This is a genomic window from Microbispora sp. NPDC088329, from assembly GCF_040685655.1.
GTDB lineage: Bacteria > Actinomycetota > Actinomycetes > Streptosporangiales > Streptosporangiaceae > Microbispora.
On sequence record NZ_JBFBIP010000002.1, the window covers coordinates 182,584 to 208,989 of the forward strand.

A 26,406-nucleotide genomic window follows, 5' to 3' on the forward strand; every position below is an offset into this window, starting at 1 on the left:
CCTACGGACTCATGCCTCCGGCGCGTCGGCGGGACGAAGGCCCTTGAATCCGCCGGCGGAAGCAGCGTACGCGGCGAGGATACCGGCGACGGCAGGAGAATTGTGGATCATTCCGCTCAGCGCCTTGCCGACCGCCGTGGCCAGGGGAATCCAGACCGCCGGCATGTCGGTCTCCTCGTGGTGGCGCACGTAGGTGTTCTCCTCGTCGGGGATCGGCTCCACGCCGCGGGCCAGGAAGACCCGGATGCGCTCGTCCGACATGCCCGGAGAGGTGCGCAGGTCGACCAGCGTGTGCCACGTGCGCGCCCGGTAGGCGGCCTCCTCGGCGAGCTCGCGCGCCGCGCACTCCACCAGCGGCTCGCCCGGCACGTCGCGGATGCCGGCGGGCAGCTCCCACAGCAGGCGCCGGGCGGGGTGCCGGTACTGGCGGATCAGCAGCACCCGGTCCTCGTCGTCGAGGGCGAGCACCGCGACCGAGCCGGGGTGGACGACGTAGTCGCGGTCGGCGGTCACCCCGCCGGGCATCTCGACGGTGTCGGTGCGCACCGTGATGATCCGCCCGGCGAAGCGCTCGGCGGAGGCGACGACGTTCCAGGACTCCTCGGAGTCCTCCACATTCACCGTGTTCTCCGTGGTCACTTGGCCCGCCCCGCCTTCGCCGCGTTCTCGCGCCGGCCCGCGTACTCCAGCGCGGCCTGGACCAGCCCCTTGAACAGGGGATGCGACCGGGTCGGGCGGGAGCGGAACTCGGGGTGGGCCTGCGTGCCGATGAAGAAGGGGTGCTGGTCGGTGGCCAGCTCGGCGTACTCGACGAGGCGGCCGTCGGGCGACAGGCCGGAGAACACCATGCCGACCTTCTCCAGCCGCTCCCGGTAGGAGTTGTTCACCTCGTAGCGGTGCCTGTGCCGCTCCTCCACCTTGGCCTTGCCGTACATGCGGCGGGCCAGCGAGCCCTCCACGAGCTTGGCCGGGTAGAGGCCGAGCCGCATGGTGCCGCCCATGTCGCGCTCCCCGGCGACGACGTCCTTCTGGTCGGCCATGGTGGAGATGACCGGGTTGACGGTCTCGGGGTCGAACTCCGTGCTGTCGGCGCCCTCGATGCCGGCCAGGTTGCGGGCCGCGTCGATGACGATGCACTGCATGCCCAGGCAGATGCCGAGCAGGGGGACGCGCTGTTCGCGCGCGTGCCGTACGGCGCCGACCTTGCCCTCGATGCCGCGCACGCCGAAGCCGCCGGGGATCAGCACGCCGTCGACGCCGTCCAGCTCGCGGGCCGCGCCCTCGGGGGTCTCGCAGTCGTCGCTCTTGACCCAGCGGATGTTCACCCGCGCGTCGTTGGCGAAGCCGCCCGCGCGCAGCGCCTCGGTGACCGACAGGTACGCGTCGGGCAGGTCGATGTACTTGCCGACCAGCGCGATCGTGACCTCCTTTGCCGGGCGGTGGACCCGGCGCAGGAGCTGGTCCCACTCGGTCCAGTCCACATCGCGGAACGGCAGGCCGAGCCGGCGCACCACGTACGCGTCGAGCCCCTCGGTGTGCAGGACCTTCGGGATGTCGTAGATCGAGGCGGCGTCGATCGCCGAGACGACGGCGTCCTCGTCCACGTCGCACATCAGGCTGATCTTCCGCTTGACCGCGTTGGTCACCGCGCGGTCGGAGCGGAGCACGATCGCGTCGGGCTGGATGCCGATGCTGCGCAGCGCGGCGACCGAGTGCTGCGTGGGCTTGGTCTTCAGCTCCCCGCTCGGGCCGATGTACGGCAGCAGGGAGACGTGCAGGAAGAAGACGTTGTCGCGGCCGACCTCGTGGCGGACCTGCCGGACGGCCTCCAGGAACGGCAGCGACTCGATGTCGCCGACGGTGCCGCCGACCTCGGTGATCACCACGTCGACGTCCGGTCCGGCCATGCCGCGGATGCGGTCCTTGATCTCGTTGGTGATGTGCGGGATGACCTGGACGGTGTCGCCCAGGTACTCGCCGCGGCGCTCCTTGGCGATCACGTTCGAGTAGACCTGGCCGGTGGTGACGTTCGCGGAGCCGTGCAGCTCGGTGTCGAGGAAGCGCTCGTAGTGGCCGACGTCGAGGTCCGTCTCGGCACCGTCGTCGGTGACGAACACCTCGCCGTGCTGGAAGGGGTTCATCGTGCCGGGGTCGACGTTGAGGTAGGGATCGAGCTTCTGCATCGTGACGCGGAGGCCGCGAAGCTTGAGGAGACGACCGAGGCTGGAGGCCGTGAGTCCCTTGCCGAGACTGGAGGCGACGCCGCCCGTGACGAACAGATGCTTGGTTTGTGCGGCGCTGCGCAAGAAGAGCTCCCGTGGTCGATGTCGATCCGGCCGTCCGGATTGGACGCCGCGATGCCCACGGGCTCTCAGAATATCAAACGCTGGGCAACATTGGGCTTGCCACGTGCGCTAACCCGCCATAGCCGACAAGCCGACCTAACGGTAACTTGTCGCGTTATGTCGTTCGTGAAGCGCGCCGTCGGCCGTCTGGTGCACCGAGGGTGGGCCTACGTGCGGGAGGCCGCGGCGATCAGCCCGGCCGCACCCGCGGGCTACCGGTTCCGCAGCATGGGCGAGGGAGTGTGCCTGTCCTTCCCCCAGGGCGCCATCTTCGGCGAGCAGTGGATCGAGATCGGCCCGCACACGCTCGTCGGGGAGCGGGTGTCGATCTCCGCCGGCATGGGCCCCGGCGTGGACCTCGGGCCCGCCTCGATCGTGCGGATCGGCCGGGGCTGCTCGATCGGCAGGGGCAGCCACATCGTCGGCCACCAGTCCATCGACATCGGCGACGACGTCTTCACCGGCCCCTACGTCTACATCACCGACCAGAACCACGTGTACGACGACCCGGAGACGCCCATCGGCCGGCAGTGGCCGCGCAACAAGCCGGTCTCCATCGGCTCGGGTTCCTGGATCGGGACGGGGGCGATCATCCTGCCGGGGACGCGGATCGGCCGCCAGTCGGTGGTCGCGGGCGGCGCCGTGGTGCGCGGCGAGTTCCCCGACCACTCGGTCATCGCCGGCGTCCCCGCCAAGATCGTCCGGCGGCACTCCCCCGACCTCGGCTGGCACAGTCCCCCGGCCGCCCTCCTCACCTCTCCCCTTCCCTCCGACCCCCGCCTCCGCACCGAGCACGAGTCCTGTACGGCCTGACCAAGCGTCAGTGATGATCAGCGCACACCGCATCAGGTGACAACTATGCAGAAGGGCAGTCCGCAACTACGGTTCGTGGCACGATTGTCATGTCGAGTAATCACCCTAGGGAGAGGAGGGCACCGATGACCGCGGCTTTCCCCGAGTGGTTCTATCCCGGTCCGCCGGGCGGATGGACCGCCGACATGCTCGACCATCTTCCCCCTGACGCCCCCGCGCACGTCGAGCTGATCGATGGGTCTCTCATCATGATGTCCCCCCAGACCGCGTTCCACATGTTCATGCTGCGACTGCTTGAGCGGGAGCTCACGCCTCCTCAGGACCTGTGTGTCATACGCGAGATGAGCATCACCCTTGGCCTGCGGCAGCGGCCCGAACCGGACCTCATGATCGTCAAGCGCAGCGCGCTGACCGACCTCAAGACGACTTCCTTCCGACCGGAGGACGTCCAGCTAGTGGTCGAGGTGGTCTCTCCCGAGTCGGCGGAAAGGGACAGGGTGACGAAGCCGATCAAATATTCCAATGCCGGCATCAAATACCTGTGGCGGATAGAGCCGGATGACCAGGAGCCGGTCGCGTACACGTTCGAGCTGGAGCCGAGCGTCAAGGCGTACGTGCCGACCGGAATCCATCGCAAGCGCCTCGCGACCTACGTCGGCTTCGACGTGGACATCGACCTGGATCTGAGCCCGTTCATCGGCTGAACGGCCGATTCAGAGACCGGCTCCGTCGGCAGCCGTCGACGCCGGACCCGTGGGTCAGCCGGGCGACGCGGCGGCGCGGGCGCGGCGAGCCGCCCGATAACGCCGCACCCGGCGGATGAGCCGCCAGGCCACGAACGCCAGCAGCGCCAGCGCCACCACCACCAGGACGGGCAGGAAGATCGCGATCAGGCTCATGCCGAGCGAGCCCACGTCCTCGACCGTGCTGACGACCGGCGCACCCACACCCACCGTGGTGGCGTTCACCACCGGCCGCGCGGTGGCCTTGATCGTATGCACGGTGAGGGCGACGGCGATTCCCAGCAGCCAGCCGACCGCCGGGTGTTCGGCCATCCACGCCGAGTTGTCGATCTTCGCCGCGGCCGCCGTGGCGCTGAAGACCACGCCGCCCGCGGCGGGCCGCACCGCCGTCTGGATCATGTCGTTGACGTGGTCGACCACCGGCACCTTGTCGAGCACGAACTCGGCGATCATCAGCACGGCGACGATCGCGAGGACCCAGGTGTCGGACAGCCACGCGTACTCGGCCGGCAGCCGCACGGCGTCGGTGAGCCGGGCGAGCACACCGACGAGCAGCAACGGGATGTACGCGTTGAGCCCGGCCGCGGTCGACAGTCCGAGCCCGGTGAGCGCCGCGAACATGAGCACCCTCCTCCGGTGGACGGGACGATCCCGCCTTTCCGTCAACGGACGGCCCCGGCGCCGTGTCCCCGGTTACTGCCGCGAATCGGGCCCAACGGCGCGGAAAGCCCGCAGGGCCGGCGCTCGACCGCGTTGTGCGGAACTCGCGACGTCACTGCCTGTGGGAGTCACTGCCTCCGAGGTCTCTGCATCCGAGGTCTCTGCCTCGGACGTCACTGCCTCCAAGGTCTCTGCCTCGGACGTCACTGCCTCCGAGGTCGCTGCCCTCAGCGGCCGGCGGGTTCGAGCACCAGCACGGCGGCGTCGCCCTCGACTCGTGCGAGCCGCAGGCCGACGTCGCCGATGCGGCCCGGCCTGCTCACGCTGATCGTCAGCGCTCCCCTGACCCGGCAGCGGTCGTTGTAGCAGCTCCGGCTGATGCCGATGTTCGTGCCGTCGACGACCGTCGAGGTGCCGGTGAAGGTGACCCTCACGGCGTCTTCCCGCAGCCCGATCACCGTGATCTCGTCCACACCGAGCCCCGGATCGATCGGGATCCGGTCCCCTTCGCGCACTCGTGCCTCGCAGTCGCCGTCCCGGCACCCGGTGAGGTCGCTCGGCGTCGCCGACGTGCTGGGGACCGGCGCCGGCACCGGCGTCGCGGACGGGCCGGGAGAGACGGGGGCGAGCATGACCGGCCGGCTCACCGGCGTCGTGGCGGACGACCGCACCGCACCCCCGCCGCAACCGGCGAGGAGCGCGGTCACCGACCCGGCGGTGACCGCGAGGCGAACGGCGGGGCCGGACGCGATGGTCGTCGAACGCATGATTTCCCCGATTGCCACAGACGGATTCGCCCGGCGGTAGCCGCTCCGCATGAGCCGCTCCCACAACGCGTGGAAGCGCATCCACACGCGGACGAATGCGTTCCCCGCACGAGCCCAGGTCAACCACGCTTCGAACCGTGCGCCGCTCAATTCCTCACAAACTGAACGGCGTTTCCCCCGGATGCGGCGCTGCGCTTCGGCACGACTTTTGTCGCGCGCTCATCCGTTGCCGGACGGGATATCGCGTGCTCACCGCGCCGTCACTTCACTCCGGCCTCGCGCATGTCGCGGACCTCGCGCTTGAGCTCCTTGATCTCGTCACGCAGCCGGGCCGCCACCTCGAACTGCAGATCGGCGGCGGCGTTGTGCATCTGCTCGGTCAGCGACTCGATCAGCGACTCCAGCTGAGCACGTGGCATCTCCCCCGCGATCGCCTTCGCGTGCTGGCCCGCCCCGCGCGACGCGAGGCCGGGCACCGGCGCCTTGCCACGCGACTGCTGGCGCCCGGCGCCGCCGAGAAGCTGCGCGGTGTCGGCGTCCTCCCGGACAAGGCTGTCCAGGATGTCGGCGATCTTCTTGCGCAGCGGCTGCGGGTCGATGCCGTGCGCCTCGTTGTATGCGATCTGCTTGGCCCGGCGCCGGTTGGTCTCCTCGATCGCCCGCTCCATGCTGGGCGTGATCTTGTCGGCGTACATGTGGACCTGACCGGACACGTTGCGGGCCGCGCGGCCGATCGTCTGGATGAGCGAGGTCTCCGAGCGCAGGAAGCCCTCCTTGTCGGCGTCGAGGATCGACACCAGCGACACCTCGGGCAGGTCGAGGCCCTCACGCAGCAGGTTGATGCCGACCAGCACGTCGAACTCGCCCAGCCGCAGCTCGCGCAGCAGCTCGATGCGGCGCAGCGTGTCGACCTCGCTGTGCAGGTAGCGGACCCGGATGCCGTTGTCGAGGAGATAGTCGGTGAGGTCCTCGGCCATCTTCTTGGTCAGCGTGGTGACCAGGACCCGCTCGTCCCGCTCCGCCCGTGCCCGGATCTCCTCCATGAGGTCGTCGATCTGGCCCTTGGTCGGCTTGATGATCACCTCGGGGTCCACCAGGCCGGTGGGGCGGATGACCTGCTCCACCACCTCGCCCTTGCTGCGGCCCAGCTCGTACGGCCCCGGCGTGGCGGACAGGTAGACGGTCTGCCCGATGCGCTCCAGGAACTCCTCCCACTTGAGCGGGCGGTTGTCCATCGCCGACGGCAGGCGGAACCCGTGGTCGACCAGCGTCCGCTTGCGCGAGGCGTCGCCCTCGTACATCGCGCCGATCTGCGGGACGGTCTGGTGCGACTCGTCCAGGACGAGCAGGAAGTCGTCGGGGAAGAAGTCGAGCAGCGTGTGCGGCGGGCTGCCCTGCTCGCGGCCGTCGATGTGCCGCGAGTAGTTCTCGATCCCGGCGCAGGTGCCGACCTGGCGCATCATCTCGATGTCGTAGGTGGTGCGCATGCGCAGCCGCTGGGCCTCGAGCAGCTTGCCCTGCCGCTCCAGGTCGGCGAGCCGCTCCGCCAGCTCCGCCTCGATGCCGGCGATGGCCCGCTCCATCCGCTCGGGACCGGCCACGTAGTGGGAGGCGGGGAAGATGTGCAGCTCGTCGTCCTCGGCGACGACCTCCCCGGTCAGCGGGTGCAGCGTCGCCAGCTTCTCGATCTCGTCGCCGAACATCTCGATGCGGACGGCCAGCTCCTGGTAGACCGGGATGACCTCGACCGTGTCGCCGCGCACCCGGAACGTGCCCCGGGTGAAGGCCAGGTCGTTGCGCGTGTACTGCATGTCCACCAGCCGCCGCAGCAGCTGGTCGCGCTCGATCTGCTGGCCGACCTTGAGCCCGACCATCCGGTCGACGTACTCCTGCGGAGTGCCCAGGCCGTAGATGCAGGAGACCGAGGCGACGACCACCACGTCGCGGCGTGACACCAGCGACCAGGTCGCCGAGTGGCGCAGCCGCTCGACCTCCTCGTTGATCGAGGAGTCCTTCTCGATGTAGGTGTCGCTCTGCGGGACGTACGCCTCGGGCTGGTAGTAGTCGTAGTACGACACGAAGTATTCGACGGCGTTGTTGGGCAGCATCTCGCGCAGCTCGTTGGCGAATTGGGCGGCGAGCGTCTTGTTCGGCTGCATGACCAGCGTGGGGCGCTGCACCCGCTCGATGAGCCAGGCCACCGTCGCGGTCTTGCCGGTGCCTGTCGCGCCCAGCAGGACGCTGTCCTTCTCGCCTGCCCTGACCCGGCGCTCCAGCTCCGCGATCGCCGTGGGCTGGTCGCCGGACGGCGTCATTTCGGTGACGACCTGGAAGGGCGCGACCTTCCGCTGCAGGTCCGTCATGGATGTCATCGGCCGCTCAGCTCCTCACTCGCCCCGTCCACCGGCGCGGGCGGCCGCACAGACACGCGCGCCCGCTCCGGTTCACCTCCATAACCTACGCGCGGTCACCGACAATTCCGGTCCCCGTGCCCCGCCCCGCCCGGTTCCCCGGGACAGTCGCACGTCACCCGGCGGGATCTTGGCCGAACCATGACCCTGTCGTTACGATTCGAGCCGGGGCCGACACTGACGGGATGGCGGGGCTGACCTATGGCGGGGTTGCGAAGTGCCGTCGGCCAGTCGCTCACGTGGGCGGCCAAGAACATCGACGGCGCCATCGCCCTCGTGCTGGCCGTGGCCGTGGGCGTGCTCGGCGTGCTGCCCGATGAGGTGATTCCCGAGAAGGTGAAGTCGCAGCTCGTCAGCGGCACCACGCTGGTCGTCCTGGCCCTGGTCGCGACCGCGCTGCTGCGCGACCGGGTCCGGCAGGAGCCCGTCGAGGAGGCCATGCACGCGACCTCGGGCGTCCTCACGCGGCTGCCCGAGCGCCTGGACCGGCTCGACGAGCTGGAGGACCTGGTCGCGGGCACCCGCCGGGCCCTGGAGGACATGGCGGTCATCCGCATCCTGGGCAGTCAGCACGAGATCGCGCAGGCGCACGCGGACGCGCGGCGGGGCACCGACCGCTGGACGTTCAAGGGCGGCACCGGCACCTACATGCGCGCGGTCACGCTGCCCGAGTGCGTGGCCGCCGCGCGGCGGGAGAAGCGTCACCTCACGGTCCGCCTGGAGATCATCGACCCGACGGACGAGGCGGTGTGCGAGAGCTACGCGCACTACCGCAGGTCGCTGTCGGACCGCCCGGACGGCACCGGCGAGGTGTGGACGACCGACCGGGCCAGGAAGGAGTCGTACGCGAGCGTCCTGGCCGCGTTCTGGTACCGCCAGCGGTACGGCCTGCTCGACATCGCGGTGGGACTCTCACCGGTCATGACGACCTTCCGTTGGGACATGTCGGGCCACGCCCTGATCATGACGTCCGAAGACCCCAACCGGGCCATCATCGCCTTCAGCGGCTCGTTCTTCTACGAGAGCTGCGGCACCGAGCTGCGCACGAGCTTCGAGCAGGCCCGTCGCGTGCCGGTCGACCGCTACCGCTCGGTGCCGCTGAGCGACGAGCCGACCGTCGAGGAGGTCCGGAGGCTGTTCGAGCGCGTCGACCTCCCGCTGCCCAAGTCGTTCACCGACCGCGACGTGGTCGAGGTCACCCGTAAGGCGTTGCGCGCCAAGGATCCGTACGCGCCATGAGATATCAGGACGTGCTCGACGTGCTCGCCGGCGGAAGCGCCCGCGAGTGGGCCCTCGGCGTGCTCGGCGGGATCGCGGAGGGCGGCTCGGGCGTGCGGGCCGTGCGGCACCCGCTGGGGTTCCTCTGCCTGCCGCTGGTCCGTGAGGGAGACCTCGGCGTGTGCGTGCACGTCTGGACCGCCTCGGCGCGGCGCGCCCGCAGCACCACCTCCCAGGTCCACTGCCACAGCTGGGACCTGGTCAGTCACGTCCTCTACGGTCAGGTGCGCAACGTCCACGCCGTGGTGACCGACACCACCCGCTCCCCCACGCACCGCGTCTTCGAGGTGGTCAGCACCCCTTCGGGTGACGTCATCCGCCCCACCCCGAGGACCGTCGCGTACGCGCCCGGGCGCGCCGAGCTGTTCGGCCCCGGGGACACCTACACACTCGTCGCGGGCGCCTTCCACAGCAGCGTCATCCCGGAGGACGGCGAGGCCGCGACCGTGGCGCTCGGCCGCGGCAGGCCGGGCCTGGGCGACCTCTCGCTCGGGCCGCTCGCCACGCCCCTCCACCACGTCAGGCGGGAACGCCTCGACGACGCCGAGACCGCACGTGCCGCCGAACTGGCCAGGAGAAGCCTGTGGACCTCGAACACGCCAGACGGGTAGCCGTCGAGGCCGCCCTGTCCGCCGGGGCCGTGCTGCGCGAGAGCGCGCCGGGGGCGGTCGCCGTCCACGACAAGGGCGGGGCGGGCGACGTCGTCACCGACCTCGACCTGGCCGCGGAGAAGCTGATCCTGGACCGCATCCGGGCCGACTTCCCCTCCCATCGGATCGTGGCCGAGGAGTCGGGCGTCCACGGCGGCGAATCCCCGGTCGGCGGGTGGACGTGGCTCGTCGACCCCCTCGACGGCACGAACAACGTGGCGATCGGCCTTCCGGCCTACGTTGTGGGCCTGGCGCTGTGCGAGGGCGGCCGCCCGGTGCTCGGGGTGGTCCACGAGCCGCTCTCCGGTCACACCTGGTCGGCCGTCACGGGCGCCGGGGCCCTCGGTCCTGCGGGGCCGCTGACCGGGCCGCCCCGTCGTGACCTGCCGCACGGCCCGGTGCTCGCCTGGACGCAGGGCCACGGGGTCTCCCGGCGGGATCCGGCGGCACGGTCGCTGAAGATGACGATGGACGCCCGCGCCCGGCGGGTGCTTCAGCTCTGGGCGCCGCTGCTGTGCTGGGCGATGCTCGCCCGCGGCGACATCGACGGCATGATCGGCTACTGCGCGGAGGGGCTCGACCTGCCCGCCGGTGCCCTGATCGCGCGCGAGGCCGGGGTGGAGATCCGGCGGCTCGACGGCGGTCCTTTCGAGGCGTCCGCCGAGGGCCCGCCGGAGGACCGCAGCTTCGTCGCCGCGCCGCCCGCCCTGGTCGGGGACCTGCTCGACCTGGTCGCCGAGGCCGGCCGCCTCGCGCCCGCCCTGCCGCCGCTCTGAACCTGCCGCCGCTTTGGGAGCGCGTCAGGCGCTTCAGTCGTCGAGGCCGCGCGCGGCGAGCGCCTCGCCCAGCGCGTCGGCGTGCCGCAGCGCGCCCACCACCAGCGGGACGGCGAAGGCGCGCGGGCTCCGCTCGACCCCCCTGGCGCGCTGGGCCTCCCGCACCCGGGCGACCAGATCCGCGATCACCGGCACGCTGCGCAGCGTGAGCGACAGCAGCAGCGACACGCGGAACGGATCGAGGCCGGCGAACCTGACGGGGGCGAGGCAGCGCTCCAGGCAGGCCATGAGCGCGCTGGTGCGCGTCGTGAGCGTGACCAGCCCGGCCAGGGCGACGGCGAGCACGACGCGGAGCGTGGAGGACGCCGCCGTGGACAGGTCCGCGAACACCAGCTGCAGGCCGAACAGGGCCACGGCGAACCAGCGGACGGGCCGCACCTGAGCCCAGGCGGCGGAGAGCCCGACCCCGGAGCGGGCGTACAGGAGCACCACGACGGCCGCGGCGCCCGCCAGCGTCGCGGGCGAGCGCAGCAGCAGAAGCGCGGTGCAGGACAGGGCGAGCCCGGCGAGCTTGGCCCCGGCGGGCAGCCGGTGCAGAAGCGATCCGCCGGGCACGTAGGCGCCGGTGAGCCCGCTCACCGAGACCTCCGGAGGAAGCCCGGTCCTTCAGGGCCGGGAGGAATCCGGACCCCGCAAGGGGTGGCCCGGCGGAGCCGGGACAACCCAGAGCGCGAAGCGCTCATGATTTGCTCCTTTCGCTGACCGGTCAGGCAAAGCGCCTGTGAAATGCGAACATGCGTACGGCTTACAAGGTGCGGGTCTACCCCGCCGCCGAACAAGCCGCGGTGCTGAACCGCACGTTCGGTTGCGTACGCCTGGTCTGGAACATGGTCCTGGCGTGGCGGCAGGCCCGCTACCGCGCCGAGGGCGTGACACCTCCTATGCGCAGACCGACCGGTATCTGACCGAGCTGAAACGCGACGGCGGCCATGACTTCCTGTACGAGGTCTCCAGCGTCCCGTTGCAGCAGGCGTTGCGGCACCAGCACACGGCGTTCGTGAACTTCTTCGCCGGCCGCTCCCGCTATCCGCGGTTCAAGTCGCGGCATGGCAGGCAATCAGCGACCTACACCCGGTCGGCGTTCCGCTGGCGCGACGGGCGACTGCACCTGGCGAAGATGGACGGCCCGATCGCGTTCGTGTGGTCCTGGCCCGAGATCGACCCCGCCACGATCACCCCGACCACGGTGACCGTCTCCCGCGAACCCGACGGCCGCTGGTACGCCTCCCTGGCCGCGGAGACCGCGACCGGACCTGAGCCGCTGCCTGCCACCGGCGATGAAGCAGGGATCGACCTCGGCGTGAGCGACTTCGCCGTCCTGTCCACCGGTGAGAAGATCCCCAACCCGCGCCACCTGGAGCGCAAGGCGCGCAACCTGGCCCGCTACCAGCGCAGGATGGCCCGCAAGCAGCGCGGCAGCGCGAACCGGGCCAAGGCCAAGGCGAAGGTCGCCCGCACCCACACCAAGGTGCGGGACGCCCGCGCCGACTTCCTGCACCGCACCAGCACGCGGCTGGTCCGCGACCACGACCTGATCGTGATCGAGGACCTCAACGTGCGCGGCATGGTCCGCAACCGCAGCCTGGCCAGGGCGATCTCCGACTGCGGGTGGGGGGAGTTCCGCCGCCAGCTGGAGTACAAGACCCAGCGATACGGGCGGCGCCTGGTCGTGATCGACCGCTGGTATCCCAGCTCGAAGACGTGCAGTGCGTGCGGGCACCTGCTCGCTCAGCTCTCGCTCGGCACTCGGACGTGGCAGTGCCCGTCCTGCGGCACCCGGCATGACCGGGACGTGAACGCCGCGAAGAACATCCTGGCCGCTGGTCGAGCGGTGTCCGCCTGTGGAGCTGACGTGAGTCCGCAAGGGTCCTCCCTTCGGCGGTCGGCGGTGAAGCAGGAAGCCCAGCCCGTGAGGGTGGGAATCCCCCGCCTTTAGGCGGCGGAGGAAGTCAAGCCATCATCTTCCTGTAGTGGCCGATCGCGGCGGCGGGCTCGGCGTCGGCGACGACTCGCCCCTCGTCGATCACGAGCACGCGGTCGAAGTCCTCCAGCAGCGGGAGGTCGTGGGTCACCACGACCACCTGCTGCGGAAGAGCCCGGAGCAGCGCGGCGACCTGCCGGGAGTGGCGCAGGTCGAGCAGCGTGGTGGGCTCGTCCATGACCAGGATCTCGGGTTCGAGCACCAGGACCGAGCAGAGGGCGAGCAGTTGCTTCTGGCCTCCGGACAGGTGATGGGCGGGGTGATCGGCGTGCTCCGCCAGGCCGTACCGCTCCAGGACCTCCCGCACCCGGCGCTCGATCTCCCCGCGCGCCAGTCTCTTGCGGCGCAGCGAGAAGGCGACGTCCTCGGCCACCGTGGGCATCACGATCTGCGCGTCCGGGTCGGTGAACACGAACCCCACGCCGCGCCTGATGCGGGCCGCGTCGCGGCGGGTGTCGAGCCCCGACACCGTGACGGTGCCCGAGGACGGCAGGACCAGGCCGTTGACGAGGCGGGCAAGCGTGCTCTTGCCCGACCCGTTGGCCCCGACCACGCCCACGCGGCGCTCGGTGAGCGAGGCGGTCACGCCGCGCAGCACTTCACGCTGCCCGAGCCGCACATGGACATCCTGCAGCCGGATCACTCACACCACCTCGAAAAGGGCGGCGATCCCGAGTCCGCCGCCGACCGCGACCGCCGCCAGGCCCAGCGTCCCCGGTGGCGCCCCGGCCCCGTCCCCGGCGCCGAGGAGCCGGCTGAACAGCCGGGTCACCACCACCGCGCCGCTCGCGCCCCAGGGGTGGCCGAGGGCGAGCGCGCCGCCGTCGGCGCACACCCGATCGGTGTCCGCGCCGAGGGGGTCGAGACCGAGCGCGTCGGTGACCGCGAGCACCTGTGCCGCGAACGCCTCCACGATCTCCACCGCCGCCACCCTCTCCAGGTCCGCTCCGGCCCGCCGCAGCACGCGCCGTACGGCGGGCACCGGTCCCCACCCGGGGAGCGCGGGGTCGCAGCCGGCGACGGCGCCGGCCAGCAGGCGCAGACCGGGCAGGCCGGCCGCCGCGCGCAGCCGCTCGGGCACGACCGCGACGGCCGCGGCCCCGTCGCTCACCGGGGAGGAGTTGCCGGCCGTCACCGTACCGCCCGGCACGAACGCGGCGGGCAGCCGGGCCAGCGACTCCGGCCGCAGCACGCGCGGGCGCTGGTCGTCCGTCCGGCCGCCGATCGGCACGATCTCGCGCGTGAACCGGCCCGCCTCCCGGGCGGCCAGCGCCCGCGCGTGGCTCCGGCGGGCGTACGCGTCCTGGCGTTCGCGGGTCACGCCGCGCGCGGCGGCGAGCGCCTCGGCGGCCGGGCCCATGTCGGGGTCGGGGTGCCCCTGCGGGGCGAACGGCGCCCGCTCGTACGGCACGCCCGGTCCGTCCCCGCGCCGGTCGAGCCGCAGCGGCGCGGTCGAGGCGCTCTCGACGCCCCCGGCCACGACCAGGTCCGCGTCGCCGCTGCGCACCGCCTGGGCGGCCAGCAGGATCGCGGCGAGGCCGCTGCCGCACTGCCGGTCGACGGTGACGCCGGGCACCTCGTGCCCCATCCCGGCGGCCAGCGCGCAGACCCGGGCGAGGTTGCCCCCGGGTCCCGTGCAGTTGCCCAGCACCACGTCGTCCACCGGGACGCCGAGGGGCGCCACGTCGCGGGTGACCGCCTCGATGACGGGCGCGGCGAGCCGCTCGGCCGTCATCGTCCGGAACGCGTGACCGGCCGTGCCGACAGGGGTGCGGCGGGCGGCGACGACGACCGCGTGCTCGCCCATCTCAGCCGAGCCTTCGCAGGCCGGGGTCGCCGCCGGCGGCGAGGCGGGCGGCGACGAGGCCGCGGGCCGGCTTCCCCGTGGGAGTCCGGGGCAGGGAGCGGGCCGCGTACCAGCGCCGGGGCCGCTGCGCCGGGTCGAGCTCCGCGCGCGCCACCGACTCCAGCCCGGCCCTCGTGACGCCCTCCCCCTCGACGACCGCGGTGACCACGGCGCCCAGGTGCGCGTGCGGCGTGCCGACCACGACCACGTCGTCCACCCCCGGCACCTTCCTGAGCACCTCCTCGACGTCCTCGGGGACCACCGTGGCGCCGCCGGTCTGGATCGCGCCGTCGCCCCGGCCGCGCAGCCGCAGGACCTCGCCGGGCCGGTGCGGCTCCGCCAGGTCGCCGACCGTCATCCAGCCGCCGTCGTCCCGCCGCAGCGGGCCGGTGGCACCGGCGAGGTAGCCCTCGCAGAGCCAGGGTGAGCGCACCCACACCTCGCCCAGTGTCTGCCCGGGCGGCACCCTGACGTCGATCTCGACGCCCGGGAAGGGCCGCAGCCCGGCGCCGTCGGCGTCCAGTGCGACGAACGACAGCTCAGTGGCGCCGTAATAGGACACCACACGCACTCCGGCCGCGGCGGCCCGGGTGCGGGCTCCGGCGTCCAGGGCCGCCCCGCCGACCACGGCCGTACGCGCCCGGCCTCCGGCCTCGCCGCCGTCGTCTTCTAGGGCGTCGAGCACGGCGGGCAGCCGGTGGGGCACCACGTGGACCACGGTGGCCCGCCGCACCTGCCCGGCCAGCGCGCCCGGCGACCACCGGCCGGGGACCACGGCGGTCGCGCCCGCCGCCAGCGCGTGCACGGCCGCGAAGCCGTACAGGGAGGAGACCAGCGGGCCGGGGATCAGCACGACGTCGTCGGGTCCGATCCCGGTCAGCGTGTCCAGGTGCGCGAACGATCCGGTCCAGGAGGCGCGGGTGCGCACCACGGCACGGGGCCTGCCGGTGCTGCCCGAGCTGAAGCAGGCCCAGGTCAGGTCGCCCGGCGCCGGGCGGTGCCGTACGGGCGGGCCGTCCGCCTCCGGCAGCGGGACGTCGAAGCGGGCGGCGACCGGCACCGCGGCCATGACCTGCGCCCGCCGTTCCTCGCTCCAGGCGTGGTCGCACAGCAGCGGCGTGGCCCCCGCGAGGTCGGCGGCGAGCACGGCGACGAGCAGGGCCACCGGATCGGCCTGGCCGGCCGCGACGAGCGCGCCGCAGCCGATGCCCTCGTCGGCGAGCCGGCGGGCGGCGCGGCCGGCCCGGGCCGCGAGCTCCGCGTAGCTCAGGTCGCCCCCGGGCCCGGACACCGCGATCCGGTGCGGGCGGACGGCGGCGTGCCGCAGGACCTGCGCGGCTACCGGCACGGGCGGCTCACCGCCCGCCGGCCTTCAGCCGCTCGCGGTGCACCGCCGGGACCGCGTCGGGGTAGGCCCGCTGAGTGCCCCGCGCCACCATCGACGCCAGCACCGCCTTGGCCAGGTCGCCCGGCAGGAAGGTGGCGCTGATCAGCGCGGTCTCGCCCAGGGACAGCCCGGTGACCAGTGCCTGCACGGGGATGCCGAACAGGTAGACCACACCGACGCCGCCGGCGAGGCAGGCGGTCACCAGCCGCACCGTGCCCGGCGCGCGGCCGCCGCGTTCGACGATCCATCCGGTCAGGGCCGCGCCGGGAAGCCAGCCGATCAGGAAACCGGCCGAGGGACCGGTGAAGACGCCGAGCCCGCCGCGGCCGCCGGCCAGCAGCGGAAGCCCCGCGGCGACCAGCACGAGCAGGACCACCACGGCGAGGGCGGACCGCCACGTCCCCAGGATCACCCCCGCCAGCATGACACCGAGTGTCTGCAACGTGATCGGCACCGCGTCGCCGAAGATGTTCAGCGCCCCCGGCAGGCCGAGCACGGCGATCAGCGCGGCGAAGACGCTGACTCTGGCGATGTCCGCCGCGGGGAAGCGCCTCCGCGGCGTGCTCTGTTCGTCAGTCACGGATCGATCCCATACCAAGACCCTCCGCACGGCGAATGAGGATTCCGACAACATTTCGCCGTGTCGTTCTCAGCGGCGCCCATAGCGGCCGGCCGCCCCGTGACCGGGGCGCCGGAGGCGACCTTGTCGCTGTCTACCGGAAGGCTTCGGCGTTGCGGCGGGCCCACTCGGCGAACGAGCGGGGCGCCCGGCCCAGCACGTGCTCGACGTCCGGGCTGAGCCGCAGTTCGGCGGCGTTGGGCTCGCCGAGGACGGCCAGCGAGGTCTCAACGGCCGGTTCCGGTATGGACGCGGCCATCCAGGCGTGCGCCTCGGCCCGGGTCAGCTCCACGAACCGCACCGGCTCACCGAGGGCCGCGCCGATCGCCTCGGCCTGCTGCCGGGGCGTGACGGCCGCCGGCCCGTTCAACTCGTAGGCATGACCCTCGTGTTCGTCCTTGCGCAGGGCCACGGCCGCGACCTCCGCGATGTCCGCCGGATCGATCACCGGGATCCCGACGTCACCGAACGGCGCGGCGACCGTCCGCTCGGCGCGTACCGACTCCGCCCAGGCGTAGGCGTTGGACGCGAAGACGCCGGGCCGCAGGATCGTCCAGGCCAGGCCCGACTCGCGCACCGCTTCCTCGGTCGCCCGCATGACGCCTCCGTGCGACGCCGACTCCGGCCTGGTCACCACGCCTTGCGAGGAGAGCAGCACCACTCGCCGGACCCCGGCGGTCCGGGCTACGTCCAGGATGGCTCTCGGGTCGAGCCCGACGCCGCCCGTGCCGCCGTCGTGCAGGAACAGAGCCTCGGCACCGTCGAAGGCGGGCCGCAGGGTCTCCGGCGCGGCCAGGTCGGCCCGCACGTGCCTGGTCCCCCTCGGCAGGTTCACCAGGGCTGTCCCCCTCGACACCGCCGTCAGCCGCTCCCCCGCCTCCGCCAAGGCCCGCATCAGCGACCGACCGACGTTCCCGGTCGCACCCGTCACCACAATCATGATCAACTCCCGCGTATTTCCCTGTGGCTTCTCGCGATGACGGCGACGCTAACACCCTGGGTATAGTAGGTACCTAGAGGAAAGTAACTACCTCAGAGGGGCGCGAGCCATGACGACCGAGACGAGTCGGCCCGATGCCGCCGCCGACCCCGAGCTGGCCTGCCCGATCTCCCCGGTCGTCGACATCGTGTTCAGCCGGTGGACCTCGCCCATCCTCTGGTCGCTCCACGCCTTCGGCCGCCAGCGGTTCGTCGAGCTGGAGCGGCGCATCGAGAACATCACCCCCAAGGTGCTCACCCAGCGCCTGCGCCAACTGGAGCGCGACGGACTGGTCGTCCGCACGTACCATCCCGAGGTGCCGCCGCGCGTCGAATACGAGATCAGCGAGCTCGGCCGCACTCTCTCCCCCCTCTTCGCCCAGATCGCCGAGTGGGGCGCCGCCAACCTCGAGCACGTCGAACGGGCACGGCGACGCTACGACGACGCGGGGGCGTGATCTGCGAGCGTCGTGGCCCGCCCGGCCGGAGCGGCGGCTCAGGCCGTGAGGACCAGAACGGTCACCGTCGCGGCGAGGCCGGTCACGGCGAGACCCGCGCCGGTGGCGACGAACTTGGCCAGCGGCACCCGCACGTCCCCCCGCCGGCACCACTCGAACCACAGCAGCGTCGCGAGCGAGCCCCAGGGCGTGATCACCGGGCCGAGATTGGTGCCCGCGAGCAGCGACAGCAGCTGGGTGTGGTTCGCCGCGGGGATCACCTGCTCACCCGCGACGTACGCCGGGAGGTTGTTGAGCACGTTGGACAGGCCGGCCCCGGCGGCGGCGGCGCGGTAGGCGCCGTCCCCGTCGCCGCCCGCGCCGACGAGCGCGCGCATCACGTCCGCCAGGCCGAGGCGGCTGAGCGTCGGGACCACGAGGAACAGCCCGGCGACGAAGACCAGCAGCCGCCATGGGAGGAGGCCCCACACGAGCTTGGCGCGGTCGCGCCAGGCGAAGGCGCCGACCACCGCCACCGCCGCGACGAGGGCCGCGACCTCGATCTTCACCCCCGCCAGGAGCGCGGCGATGAACAGCAGGCACGCCACCCCCGCGACGCCGAACAGCACCCGGTCGGCCACCGGCACCGGAGGCGGCGGCACGTAGCGGTCCTCGCCCCGCTCGCCGCGCCGCCAGTAGAACGCCCACAGGAACGCCATCGTCACCGCGATCGACACGACCTGGGGCGCCCACATCCGCGCGGCGAACTCCTGCGTGGTCAGCGCGACCCGGTCCATGGCGAGCAGGTTGGTGAGGTTGGAGACCGGCAGCAGCAGGCTCGCGGTGTTCGCCAGCCAGACCGTGGTCATCACGAGCGGCAGCGGCGCGATCTTCGCACGCGGCGCCAGGGCCAGCATGACCGGCGTCAGCAGGACGGCCGTGGTGTCCAGGTTCAGGAAGATCGTGACCAGCGAGGCGAAAGCCGTACAGAACAGGAAGAGAACGGCGTAGCTGCCCCGGCCGCCGATCGCGATGCGGGTCGCGATGACGTCGAAGACCTGCGCCTCCTTGGTCAGCTCCGCCAGCACGATCACCGCGCCGAGGAACAACAGCAGAGGGGCGATGCGCTCGATGCTGTCCCTGGCCTCCTCGGCCGGCAGCAGGCCGGTGGCCACGAAGACCAGCCCCGCCGCGAGCAGCCCGAATCTGATCCAGTCGAGAACGCTCAGTCTCCGCAGCCCGGTCGCCACGCGCACACCCTATATCGCCGCCCGCCGAGATGATCGAACCCCTCCAAACCGTCGGTGGCAGCGGTAATACTGGGCCTCATGACGCACAGCGGGCGGGGGGACGCGCGGACCGAGATCTTCGTCAGCTACTCCCCCGCCGACGAGCGGTGGGCGACGTGGATCGCCTGGCAGCTCGAAGCCGCGGGCTACCGCACGATGCTGCAGGCGTGGGACTTCGTGCCGGGCACCAACTTCATCGACTTCATGGACCGTGGGGTCAGCGAGGCCGACCTGGTCGTCGCGGTGCTCACCCGCAACTACCTGGGTTCCCGGTACGGCAGGCTCGAATGGCAGGCGGCGCTGCGCGCCGATCCCGACAACCCGTCCAACAAGCTCGTGACGGTCCGGCTGGAGGACTGCCCGCTCGACGGCCTGCTGTCCACGATCACGTGGGTGGACCTCCTCGGCGTGACCGACCCCACCGAGGCGCGGCGGCTGCTGCTGACCCGGATCCGGCAGGCGCTCGCCGGGCGCGCCAAGCCGGCCGAGCCGCCCCGCTTCCCCGCGGGGCCGGGTGCGCATGCCCTCCAGCCGCCCGCCGACCCCGCGCCCCCCGCCGTACGGGTGCCCCGGGCCCGGCGCACCCCGGCCGCCGAGCCGGCGTTCCCGACGGCCGAGCGCGCGGGCGGCGCCTCCTCGGTGACCGTGCTGCACGTCGCCGGGCCCCGGTTCGGGCGCGGGCTCGCCGAGGCGGACGAGCCGCTCGACGCGGGCGAGCTGCAGGCGAGCGTGTGGGCCGACCTGACCCGCCTCGCCGACGCGGGGGTCCCCCGGCCCGACCTGCTGATGGTGACCGGCGACCTCACCGAGTCGGGCAGCATCCGCGAGTGCGAGCAGGCGCTGGCGTTCCTCACCGGGCTGCGCGTGCTGCTGGGGCTGGAACCCGGGCGGCTGGTCGTCGTCCCCGGGCCGCGCGACGTCACCAAGGCGGCCTGCCGGGCCTACTTCGCGACCTGCGAGGCCGACGACGTGCGCCCGCAGCCGCCGTACTGGCCGAAGTGGCGGCACTTCTCCACCTTGTTCGCGGAGCTGTACCAGGGCCTCGACGGCCCGGCCTTCGACAGCGCGCAGCCCTGGACGCTGTTCGAGCTGCCCGAGCTGCGCGCCGTCGTCGCCGGGATCAACTCCACGATCGCGATGAGCCACCGCGAGGAGGACGATTACGGCTTCGTCGGCGAGGCCCAGGCGGCGTGGTTCGCCGAGCGGCTGCGGCCGTTCGAGGGCTGGCTGCGGATCGGCGTCGTCGCCCACCCCCCGCGCCCCGGGCTGCGGGACTCCGCCACCCTCGAGCGGCTGCTCGGCTCCCGGCTCGACCTGCTGGTGCACGGGCGGGACCCCCGGCGCGGCGGTCCTGAGGAGGTCTGGGACCTGGAGGGGCTGCCGTGCGTGCCCGCGCTCGCCCCGGGCCGTCATCAGATCCTCCAGCTCACCCCCGAGGGGCTGCGCCGGTGGACCCGGGACAGGCCGGAGCTGGGCGACCCCGAGGTCGTGCCGTACGGCTGGCGCGGCTGGCGCCCGCGGCCCCCCGCCGCGGCGGCTCCCGAGCCGGTGCCCGATCCGGCGCGGGAGCCCGAGGAGCCCGCCGGCCCGGCCGACCTGCTGCTGGACCGGATCGCCGAGGTCTGCGAGACCCGATTCGAGCGGGCCAAGATCCGCCGCGTCGCGGGCGGCCCCCCTCGCCTGCTCGTCACCCACCCCGAGGACGGGTTCGTCCGCCAGGTCCTGATCGGCGCGCACGCCGGGGAGCTGAGCCAGGATCGGGTCGAGGCGTTCCTCGGTCACGTCCACGCCGCGGGGCTGGAGCACGCCGCCGAGCTGGTCTACCAGGGCCCGCAGCCGTCCCGCGCGTTACGCGACGACGCCCTGCGCCGCGGGCTGCGGCTGCGCAGCTTCACCGAGTTCCAGGGCCTGCTCGACCTGTCGTCCTACGTGGCCGGGCAGACGGCCAGGCTGCGGGGCGACCGCCGCTACCCGCCCGAGCTGTACGTGCCTCAGCGGTTCCGCGAGCTCGACCGGGCCGGCGGCGAGGTGCGCGACGACCTGACCGACGAGCTGATGCGGCTGCTCGCGGCCGACCACGGACGGTTCGTGCTCGTGCTCGGCGACTTCGGCCGGGGCAAGACGTTCTCGCTGCGCGAGGTGGCCAGGCGCATCCCCGCCGAGCTGCCGCACCTCACGCCGATCCTGATCGAGCTGCGGGCCCTCGACAAGGCGCACTCGGTCGCCGGGCTGGTCGCGGCGCACCTCGCGAACCACGGCGAGGAGCTGATCGACCTCAAGGCGTTCCACTACATGCTGCGCCAGGGCCGGATCGTGCTGCTGTTCGACGGCTTCGACGAACTGGTCACCCGGGTGACGTACGAGCGGGCGGCCGACCACCTCGACACGCTGCTGCGCGCGGCGGAGGACAAGGCGAAGATCGTCGTCGCAGGGCGCACCCAGCACTTCAAGTCGCGCAGCCAGGTGATGACCGCCCTCGGGGAGAAGGTCGGCCTGCTGCCGAATCGCCGGGTGCTCAGCATCGAGGAGTTCACCGAGGAGCAGATCCGGGCGTACCTGGTCAACCGGTACGGCTCGCGGCAGGCGGCCGACGACCGGATGGCCCTGCTCACGGGCATCGCCGACCTGCTCGGCCTGGCGCACAACCCCCGCATGCTCAGCTTCATCGCCGACCTGCCCGCCGAAAGGCTGAGCGCCGTCGCCCAGGCCGGGGAGACGATCAGCGCCGCCGGTCTCTACCAGGAGATCCTCGACACCTGGCTGGCCTTCGAGGAGGAGCGCGTACGCGGCGTGGCCGGAGCCCCCGGCGGGCTGACCCGCGAGGAGTTGTGGCGGGCCGCGACCACACTCGCACTGCGGCTGTGGGAGACCGGCGAGGCCTACCTGCGGCCTGCGGAGCTGGCGGAGGTCGCCGACACGCTCACCGGCCTGGCCGCCGACGCCCGCAATCCCGTGCCGTACGAACCGGGCGGCGGCCGGGGCACGCCGGACGGGGGCCCCGGGAAGGCTGAGCCCGGGCAGGCGGAGCGGACCGAGCCGGTGACGTCGCGTCCGTCCGGTGCGGGAGCCCCGGGAGAAGCGGCCGCGAGGTCCGGCGCGCGGTCTCCCGGAGGGCCGCCCGGCGCGGAGACATGGCGGGCGCAGGGAAACACGCGGCTGACGCCCGAGCAGGCCGTGCACGCCGTCGGAGCCGGCAGCCTGCTGGTCCGCACGGACGAGGGACTGTTCGGCTTCATCCACGCCTCTGTCGTGGAATGGCTGGTGGCCCGGCACCTGGCGGAGTCGCTCGGCACCGGTCTCGTGCCGGGGCTGGGCCTGCGGCCCTTGTCGGCGCTGGCCGTCGACTTCCTGTGCGACCTGGCCGACGCCTCGCGACTGCAGGCGTGGGCGGCCCGCACGCTCGCCTTCCCCGGGGCGGGCGACGTGGCGCGGGCCAACGCCATCAAGGTGACCACCCGGCTGCGCACCTCGGCCAGGACCGACCTGCGCGGAGCCCGGCTCAGCGGCGAGGACCTGTCCTATCGGGAACTGCAGGGCGTGGACCTCACCGGCGCCGACCTGACCGACACCCGGCTCGTCGGAGCCGACCTGTCCCACGCCGTGCTCAGGGACGCCCGCCTGGCCGGTGCCCGCCTCGACGAGGCCGTCCTCGTCGGCGCCGACCTGCGCGGGGCCGACCTCACCCGGGCCAGGCTCGCCCGTGCCGACCTGCGGGACGCCGTCATCGAGGGCAGTCGCTGGGACCGGGCGGCGCTCATCGACGTCACCGGTGTCCCCCGGGGAGCTCCGGAGCTGCGCGGCGCCGCCGTGGCGCCCGCCGTACCCGAAACCGACGGTGTCCCGCAGGGTGTCCCCGGCACGCACGACGGACGGGTCGGCGCCGAACTGGCCCCCGCCGTCGTCGGCGTGCCCTACGGCTACCACTTCGAAAGCAGCCGCCTGCCCGAGCCGGTCGCCTACCATCCCGACGGCGGCGTGCTCGCCCTCGGCGGAGAGGACGGCGGCGTCCTGATCTGCGACAGCGTCACCGGGTCCGCCCTGCGTACGCTGCAGGGCCACCGGGGCCGCGTCTACAAGGTCGCCTACGGCGAGGCCGGGCTGGTGACCGGCGCGAGCGACGGGACCGTCCGGGTGTGGGATCCGGCCACCGGAGAGCCGGTGCACGTCCTGCCCGGCCATCCCGAGGGCGTGTGGCCCGTGGTGACCTCCGGCGACCTGATCGCGGCCGGCGGCGCGGACGGGGTCATGCGGGTCTGGGCGTCCGGGGAGCTCGTGTGCGAGCTGCCGGGCCACACCGTCCCGATCTACACGGCCGTGTTCCTCCCGGGGCTGCTGGTGACCGGTGACAGCGCGGGGGCGATCCGCGTGTGGGACCTCGCCACCGGGCAGGTGCGCCACCACCTCCAGGGCCACAGCGGAGCCGTCTACCGCCTGGCCGTCAGCCCCGACGGCACCCGTCTGGCCGCCGGAGACGGCCAGGGCGTGCTGCGGATCTGGGATCCCCGCACCGGGGCCGCGCTGCACGAGCTGACCGGTCACCCCGGCCGGATCTACTCCCTCGCCTTCCACCCGGAGGGCCTGCTGCTCGCCTCCGGCGACACGGAGGGAGCCGTACGCCTGTGGGACCCGGTCACGGGCGCGGCCGCCGGGAGCCTCGCCGGGCATCGCGGCGCCGTCTACCAGGTCCTGTTCGATCCCACCGGCGAGCTGCTCGCGACCGGTGACAGCGACGGCGTCGTGCGGTTCTGGGACCACCGGACCGGTCAGGCGCGTGCCGAGCTGACCGGGCACCGGGGCTCGGTGTGGCCGTTCGCGTTCCGCCCGGACGGCCGCCAGCTCGCGACCGGCAGCAACGACGGCACCGCCCGGCTGTGGGACCCGCGTACCGGTCAGTGCGTCCAGACGCTGCGCGGCCACGGCCGCCGCATCACGTCGGTCCGCTTCTCCGCCGACGGCGGCATGCTCGCCGCCTGCGGCAACGACGGCTACGTACGGTTGTGGGACCCGGTCACGGGACGGCGCCTGCGGTCGCTCACGGGGACCGCGGACCGGCTGGTGTCGGCCGTCTTCAGTCCGGCCGGCCCGCTGCTGGCGACCGCGAGCAACGACGGCGGCGTCTACCTGTGGAACCCGGTGGCCGGGACGTACGAGCGCGAGCTCAACGTGGAGACCGACCATGTGTGGGCCGAGGCGTTCAGCCCCGACGGGCAGCTGCTGGCCACCGCGAACGACGACGACAGCGTCCGGCTGTGGTATCGCCCCTCCGGACGGCAGGTCGCCAACCTCACCGGGCACCGGGGGCGGGTCAGGTCGATCGCCTTCAGCCCCGGCGGCGAGCTCGTGGCGACCGGGTGCGACGACCGCGACGTCCGGCTGTGGGACGTGGCGAGCGGCCAGTGGGCGGCGACGCTGAGCGGCCACGACGACCGGGTGTACGCGGTGGCCTTCTCCCCGTCGGGCGACCTGCTGGTGAGCGCGAGCAACGACGGGACGGCCCGCCTGTGGGAGGTCGCCACCGGCGAGTGCCAGCACGTGCTCGCGGGGGGCGGGCGGCTGTGGACGGCCGAGTTCAGCCCGTCGGGCGACCTGCTGGCCACCGCCGGGGACGACCTCGCCGTCCATCTGTGGGACCCGGCCTCCGGCGCGCGCGTCGGCGTCCTCGCCGGGCACGGCCGCCGCGTCTGGTCGGTCGCGTTCCATCCCTCCGGTGACCTGCTCGCCAGCGCCGGAGACGACGGTGTCGTGATCCTGTGGGACGTCCCGCGGCGTGAACGCCGCGCGACTCTGCTCGGCCTGCCGGAGGGATGGGCCGCGTTCTCGCCCGGCGGGCTGTACAAGCTGGAGGGCGACGTGACGGGCCAGTTCTGGTTCGTGATCGCCATGTGCCGGTTCGAGCCCGGCGAGCTGGACGAATACCTGCCCGAGGTCAGGCGGCTGGCCCTCGACGAGCCGTTCTAGCGTGACGCGTGGAGCCCTGAGAGGACCATGTGCGCCAGCAGGGCGTGGCTCTCGTCGAGGTTCTCGGCGAGCTGGAACGCGCCCGCGGCCTCCAGGACGGCGAAGCCGTGCATGGCGGCGCGCAGGCAGCGGACCGCGTGGATCGCGGCCGAGCCCTCCAGCCCGTACGCCCGCAGCGCGGCGACCATGATGCCGACCAGCCGGTCGCCCGCCTCGGCCGTCTCGGGCTGCGGCGCCTGGATCAGCGCCGAGTAGCGGTGCGGATGCCGGGCGGCGTAGGAGCGCCAGCCGTCCATCAGGGCACGAAGCGCCTCGTCACCGGACCTGCCGAGCACGGCCTCGCTCGCGACCTCCGTCAGCTCGCCCAGCACCCGCCCGGAGACCAGGACGCGCAGCTCGGCGAGGTTGCGTACGTGCTTGTAGAGCGAAGGCGTGGCGACGCCCGCCCGCCCGGCGACCGCGGACAGGGTGAGCGCGTCGGGGCCCTCCTCGTCCACGATTCGCAGCGCGAGGTCGACGACGGCGTCCGGGGACAGCGGCGCCCTAGCCACGGGCTCGCTCTCCGAGGAAGGCGAGCATCGCGGCGACGACCTCGTCGGGGTACTGCGCGTGCGGGTAGTGCCCGGCGCCCTCGATCATCACCACTTTCCCGAGCCCGGCCGGCATGCCGGCGACGATCCCGTCCGCCTCGGCGCGGGGGTCGGCCCAGTCGGGGTCGCGGGTGCCCATCACCACCAGGGCCGGACACCGGATGCCGTCGAGGTGGGCGCCGGCGTCCGTGGGCGCGGACGCGCCCATCACGCTCACCACGGCCATGCGGCCGGGCCTGCGCAGGTCCTTGTCCAGGGCGGCCATGTAGTCCGCCCAGTCGGCGGGCTTGACACCGGGATAGGCGAGGTCGAGGTAGCTCTTCCAGAGCCCGATGCTGCGCAGGAGCGCCACGCCCATCAGCCGCGTCATGCCCTTGCGGTAGCGGCCGTTGCTCAGCAGGCCGCCCAGGTCGGGCTTCTGTGCGCGGGTGAAGGGGCCGATCTCCACAATGGCGGTGACCAGTTCGGGCCGCTGCGCCGCCGCGATGGTGGCCGATCCCCCGGCGAAGGAGTGCCCGACGACGACGGCGGGCCCGCCCAGGTGCACGATCAGGGCGATGATGTCGTCGGCGGTGTCGGTGCGGGTGTAGGAGTCCCAGCCGAGGCTCGACTCGCCGTGCCCGCGCAGGTCCATGGTCGCCACGCGATACCCGGCGGCGGCCAGCGCCGGGGCGAGGAATCGGTAGGTGTTCCGGGTGATCCCCATGCCGGGGACCATCACGACCAGCGGGCCCTCCCCGGTCACGTCGTACGCGATCTCGCCTTCACCGATCTTCAGGAACTCGGTCACGCGGCCCTCCAGGCTCATGTTCATAGCC

General features: G+C 72.8%; 21 protein-coding genes and 1 pseudogene. 8 read left to right on the forward strand and 14 right to left on the reverse strand.

Features of this window, described 5'->3' with window-relative positions; genetic code table 11:
- Window positions 1-9 precede the first annotated feature (9 nt).
- Together AB0O28_RS05325 and AB0O28_RS05330 are read right to left on the reverse strand one after the other, a co-directional pair.
- Complete coding sequence (locus tag AB0O28_RS05325; RefSeq protein WP_363636526.1) at window positions 10-639, reverse strand: NUDIX hydrolase; 630 nt, start codon at window positions 637-639, stop codon at window positions 10-12.
- Window positions 636-2,306 (reverse strand): CTP synthase, encoded by a 1,671-nt coding sequence (locus tag AB0O28_RS05330; protein WP_363636528.1) that lies wholly within the window; start codon window positions 2,304-2,306, stop codon window positions 636-638. Before AB0O28_RS05330 ends, AB0O28_RS05325 begins: the two co-directional genes overlap by 4 nt.
- Window positions 2,307-2,462: 156 nt before the next feature.
- Here AB0O28_RS05330 and AB0O28_RS05335 point away from each other — a divergent pair, with 156 nt between their 5' ends.
- Both AB0O28_RS05335 and AB0O28_RS05340 read left to right on the forward strand, forming a co-directional pair.
- Window positions 2,463-3,158, forward strand: coding sequence for an acyltransferase (locus AB0O28_RS05335; RefSeq protein ID WP_363636530.1), 696 nt, complete (start codon window positions 2,463-2,465; stop codon window positions 3,156-3,158).
- A gap of 125 nt (window positions 3,159-3,283) precedes the next feature.
- Complete coding sequence (locus AB0O28_RS05340; RefSeq protein WP_363636532.1) at window positions 3,284-3,862, forward strand: Uma2 family endonuclease; 579 nt, start codon at window positions 3,284-3,286, stop codon at window positions 3,860-3,862.
- A 54-nt stretch (window positions 3,863-3,916) separates the two neighbouring features.
- Here AB0O28_RS05340 and AB0O28_RS05345 read toward each other — a convergent pair whose 3' ends face one another.
- The 3 genes from AB0O28_RS05345 to uvrB all read right to left on the reverse strand — a co-directional run bounded on the left by AB0O28_RS05345 (window position 3,917) and on the right by uvrB (window position 7,700).
- Complete coding sequence (locus tag AB0O28_RS05345) at window positions 3,917-4,522, reverse strand: DUF4126 domain-containing protein (protein ID WP_363636534.1); 606 nt, start codon at window positions 4,520-4,522, stop codon at window positions 3,917-3,919.
- Between the two features lie 266 nt (window positions 4,523-4,788).
- Window positions 4,789-5,328: a hypothetical protein gene (locus AB0O28_RS05350; protein ID WP_363636536.1), complete on the reverse strand. Its 540-nt coding sequence runs from the start codon at window positions 5,326-5,328 to the stop codon at window positions 4,789-4,791.
- A gap of 260 nt (window positions 5,329-5,588) precedes the next feature.
- The gene (uvrB, locus tag AB0O28_RS05355; protein WP_363636538.1) at window positions 5,589-7,700 is read right to left on the reverse strand and encodes an excinuclease ABC subunit UvrB; all 2,112 of its coding nucleotides are present in this window, start codon (window positions 7,698-7,700) and stop codon (window positions 5,589-5,591) included.
- 240 nt (window positions 7,701-7,940) lie between these two features.
- Between uvrB and AB0O28_RS05360 the strand changes: the two genes are divergently transcribed.
- Genes AB0O28_RS05360 through AB0O28_RS05370 form a run of 3 tightly spaced genes read left to right on the forward strand, consistent with a single transcriptional unit; the run spans window position 7,941 to window position 10,443 of the window.
- Complete coding sequence (locus AB0O28_RS05360; RefSeq protein WP_363636540.1) at window positions 7,941-8,978, forward strand: hypothetical protein; 1,038 nt, start codon at window positions 7,941-7,943, stop codon at window positions 8,976-8,978.
- Window positions 8,975-9,628 (forward strand): hypothetical protein, encoded by a 654-nt coding sequence (locus AB0O28_RS05365; protein WP_363636542.1) that lies wholly within the window; start codon window positions 8,975-8,977, stop codon window positions 9,626-9,628. Before AB0O28_RS05360 ends, AB0O28_RS05365 begins: the two co-directional genes overlap by 4 nt.
- A complete protein-coding gene (locus AB0O28_RS05370) occupies window positions 9,601-10,443 on the forward strand; it encodes an inositol monophosphatase family protein (RefSeq protein WP_363636544.1) in 843 nt (280 codons plus the stop codon). The genes AB0O28_RS05365 and AB0O28_RS05370 overlap by 28 nt, the downstream gene beginning before the upstream one ends.
- Before the next feature lie 33 nt (window positions 10,444-10,476).
- Here AB0O28_RS05370 and AB0O28_RS05375 read toward each other — a convergent pair whose 3' ends face one another.
- Entirely contained in the window at window positions 10,477-11,082 is a 606-nt protein-coding gene (locus AB0O28_RS05375) for an energy-coupling factor transporter transmembrane protein EcfT (RefSeq protein ID WP_363636546.1), read from the reverse strand.
- A gap of 155 nt (window positions 11,083-11,237) precedes the next feature.
- On the opposite strand from AB0O28_RS05375, the pseudogene AB0O28_RS05380 reads away from it, so the two are divergent.
- Window positions 11,238-12,439, forward strand: a pseudogene (locus AB0O28_RS05380) (RNA-guided endonuclease TnpB family protein).
- A gap of 13 nt (window positions 12,440-12,452) precedes the next feature.
- Here AB0O28_RS05380 and AB0O28_RS05385 read toward each other — a convergent pair.
- From AB0O28_RS05385 to AB0O28_RS05405, 5 genes are all read right to left on the reverse strand, one after another.
- The gene (locus tag AB0O28_RS05385) at window positions 12,453-13,127 is read right to left on the reverse strand and encodes an ABC transporter ATP-binding protein (RefSeq protein ID WP_363636548.1); all 675 of its coding nucleotides are present in this window, start codon (window positions 13,125-13,127) and stop codon (window positions 12,453-12,455) included.
- Window positions 13,128-14,291, reverse strand: coding sequence for a thiolase family protein (locus AB0O28_RS05390; RefSeq protein ID WP_363636550.1), 1,164 nt, complete (start codon window positions 14,289-14,291; stop codon window positions 13,128-13,130).
- Window position 14,292: 1 nt separating this feature from the next.
- The gene (locus tag AB0O28_RS05395) at window positions 14,293-15,678 is read right to left on the reverse strand and encodes an AMP-binding protein (RefSeq protein WP_363636552.1); all 1,386 of its coding nucleotides are present in this window, start codon (window positions 15,676-15,678) and stop codon (window positions 14,293-14,295) included.
- A 7-nt stretch (window positions 15,679-15,685) separates the two neighbouring features.
- Window positions 15,686-16,297 (reverse strand): biotin transporter BioY, encoded by a 612-nt coding sequence (locus AB0O28_RS05400; RefSeq protein ID WP_363636554.1) that lies wholly within the window; start codon window positions 16,295-16,297, stop codon window positions 15,686-15,688.
- A gap of 133 nt (window positions 16,298-16,430) precedes the next feature.
- Window positions 16,431-17,276, reverse strand: a complete 846-nt coding sequence (locus AB0O28_RS05405; protein WP_363636556.1) for an NAD(P)H-binding protein — start codon at window positions 17,274-17,276, stop codon at window positions 16,431-16,433.
- A gap of 109 nt (window positions 17,277-17,385) precedes the next feature.
- Between AB0O28_RS05405 and AB0O28_RS05410 the strand changes: the two genes are divergently transcribed.
- Complete coding sequence (locus tag AB0O28_RS05410; RefSeq protein ID WP_363636558.1) at window positions 17,386-17,772, forward strand: helix-turn-helix domain-containing protein; 387 nt, start codon at window positions 17,386-17,388, stop codon at window positions 17,770-17,772.
- Window positions 17,773-17,810: 38 nt separating this feature from the next.
- Here the strand turns inward: AB0O28_RS05410 and AB0O28_RS05415 are convergent, their stop codons facing one another.
- Window positions 17,811-19,001: an SLC13 family permease gene (locus tag AB0O28_RS05415; RefSeq protein ID WP_363636560.1), complete on the reverse strand. Its 1,191-nt coding sequence runs from the start codon at window positions 18,999-19,001 to the stop codon at window positions 17,811-17,813.
- Window positions 19,002-19,079: 78 nt separating this feature from the next.
- Here AB0O28_RS05415 and AB0O28_RS05420 point away from each other — a divergent pair, with 78 nt between their 5' ends.
- Window positions 19,080-24,998, forward strand: a complete 5,919-nt coding sequence (locus AB0O28_RS05420) for a TIR domain-containing protein (RefSeq protein WP_363636562.1) — start codon at window positions 19,080-19,082, stop codon at window positions 24,996-24,998.
- Here the strand turns inward: AB0O28_RS05420 and AB0O28_RS05425 are convergent.
- Together AB0O28_RS05425 and AB0O28_RS05430 are read right to left on the reverse strand one after the other, a co-directional pair.
- Window positions 24,995-25,549 (reverse strand): TetR/AcrR family transcriptional regulator, encoded by a 555-nt coding sequence (locus AB0O28_RS05425; RefSeq protein ID WP_363636564.1) that lies wholly within the window; start codon window positions 25,547-25,549, stop codon window positions 24,995-24,997. The two genes, AB0O28_RS05420 and AB0O28_RS05425, sit on opposite strands and share 4 nt — an antisense overlap.
- Window positions 25,542-26,402, reverse strand: a complete 861-nt coding sequence (locus AB0O28_RS05430; RefSeq protein WP_363636566.1) for an alpha/beta hydrolase — start codon at window positions 26,400-26,402, stop codon at window positions 25,542-25,544. The genes AB0O28_RS05425 and AB0O28_RS05430 overlap by 8 nt, the downstream gene beginning before the upstream one ends.
- Between the last annotated feature and the right edge of the window lie 4 nt (window positions 26,403-26,406).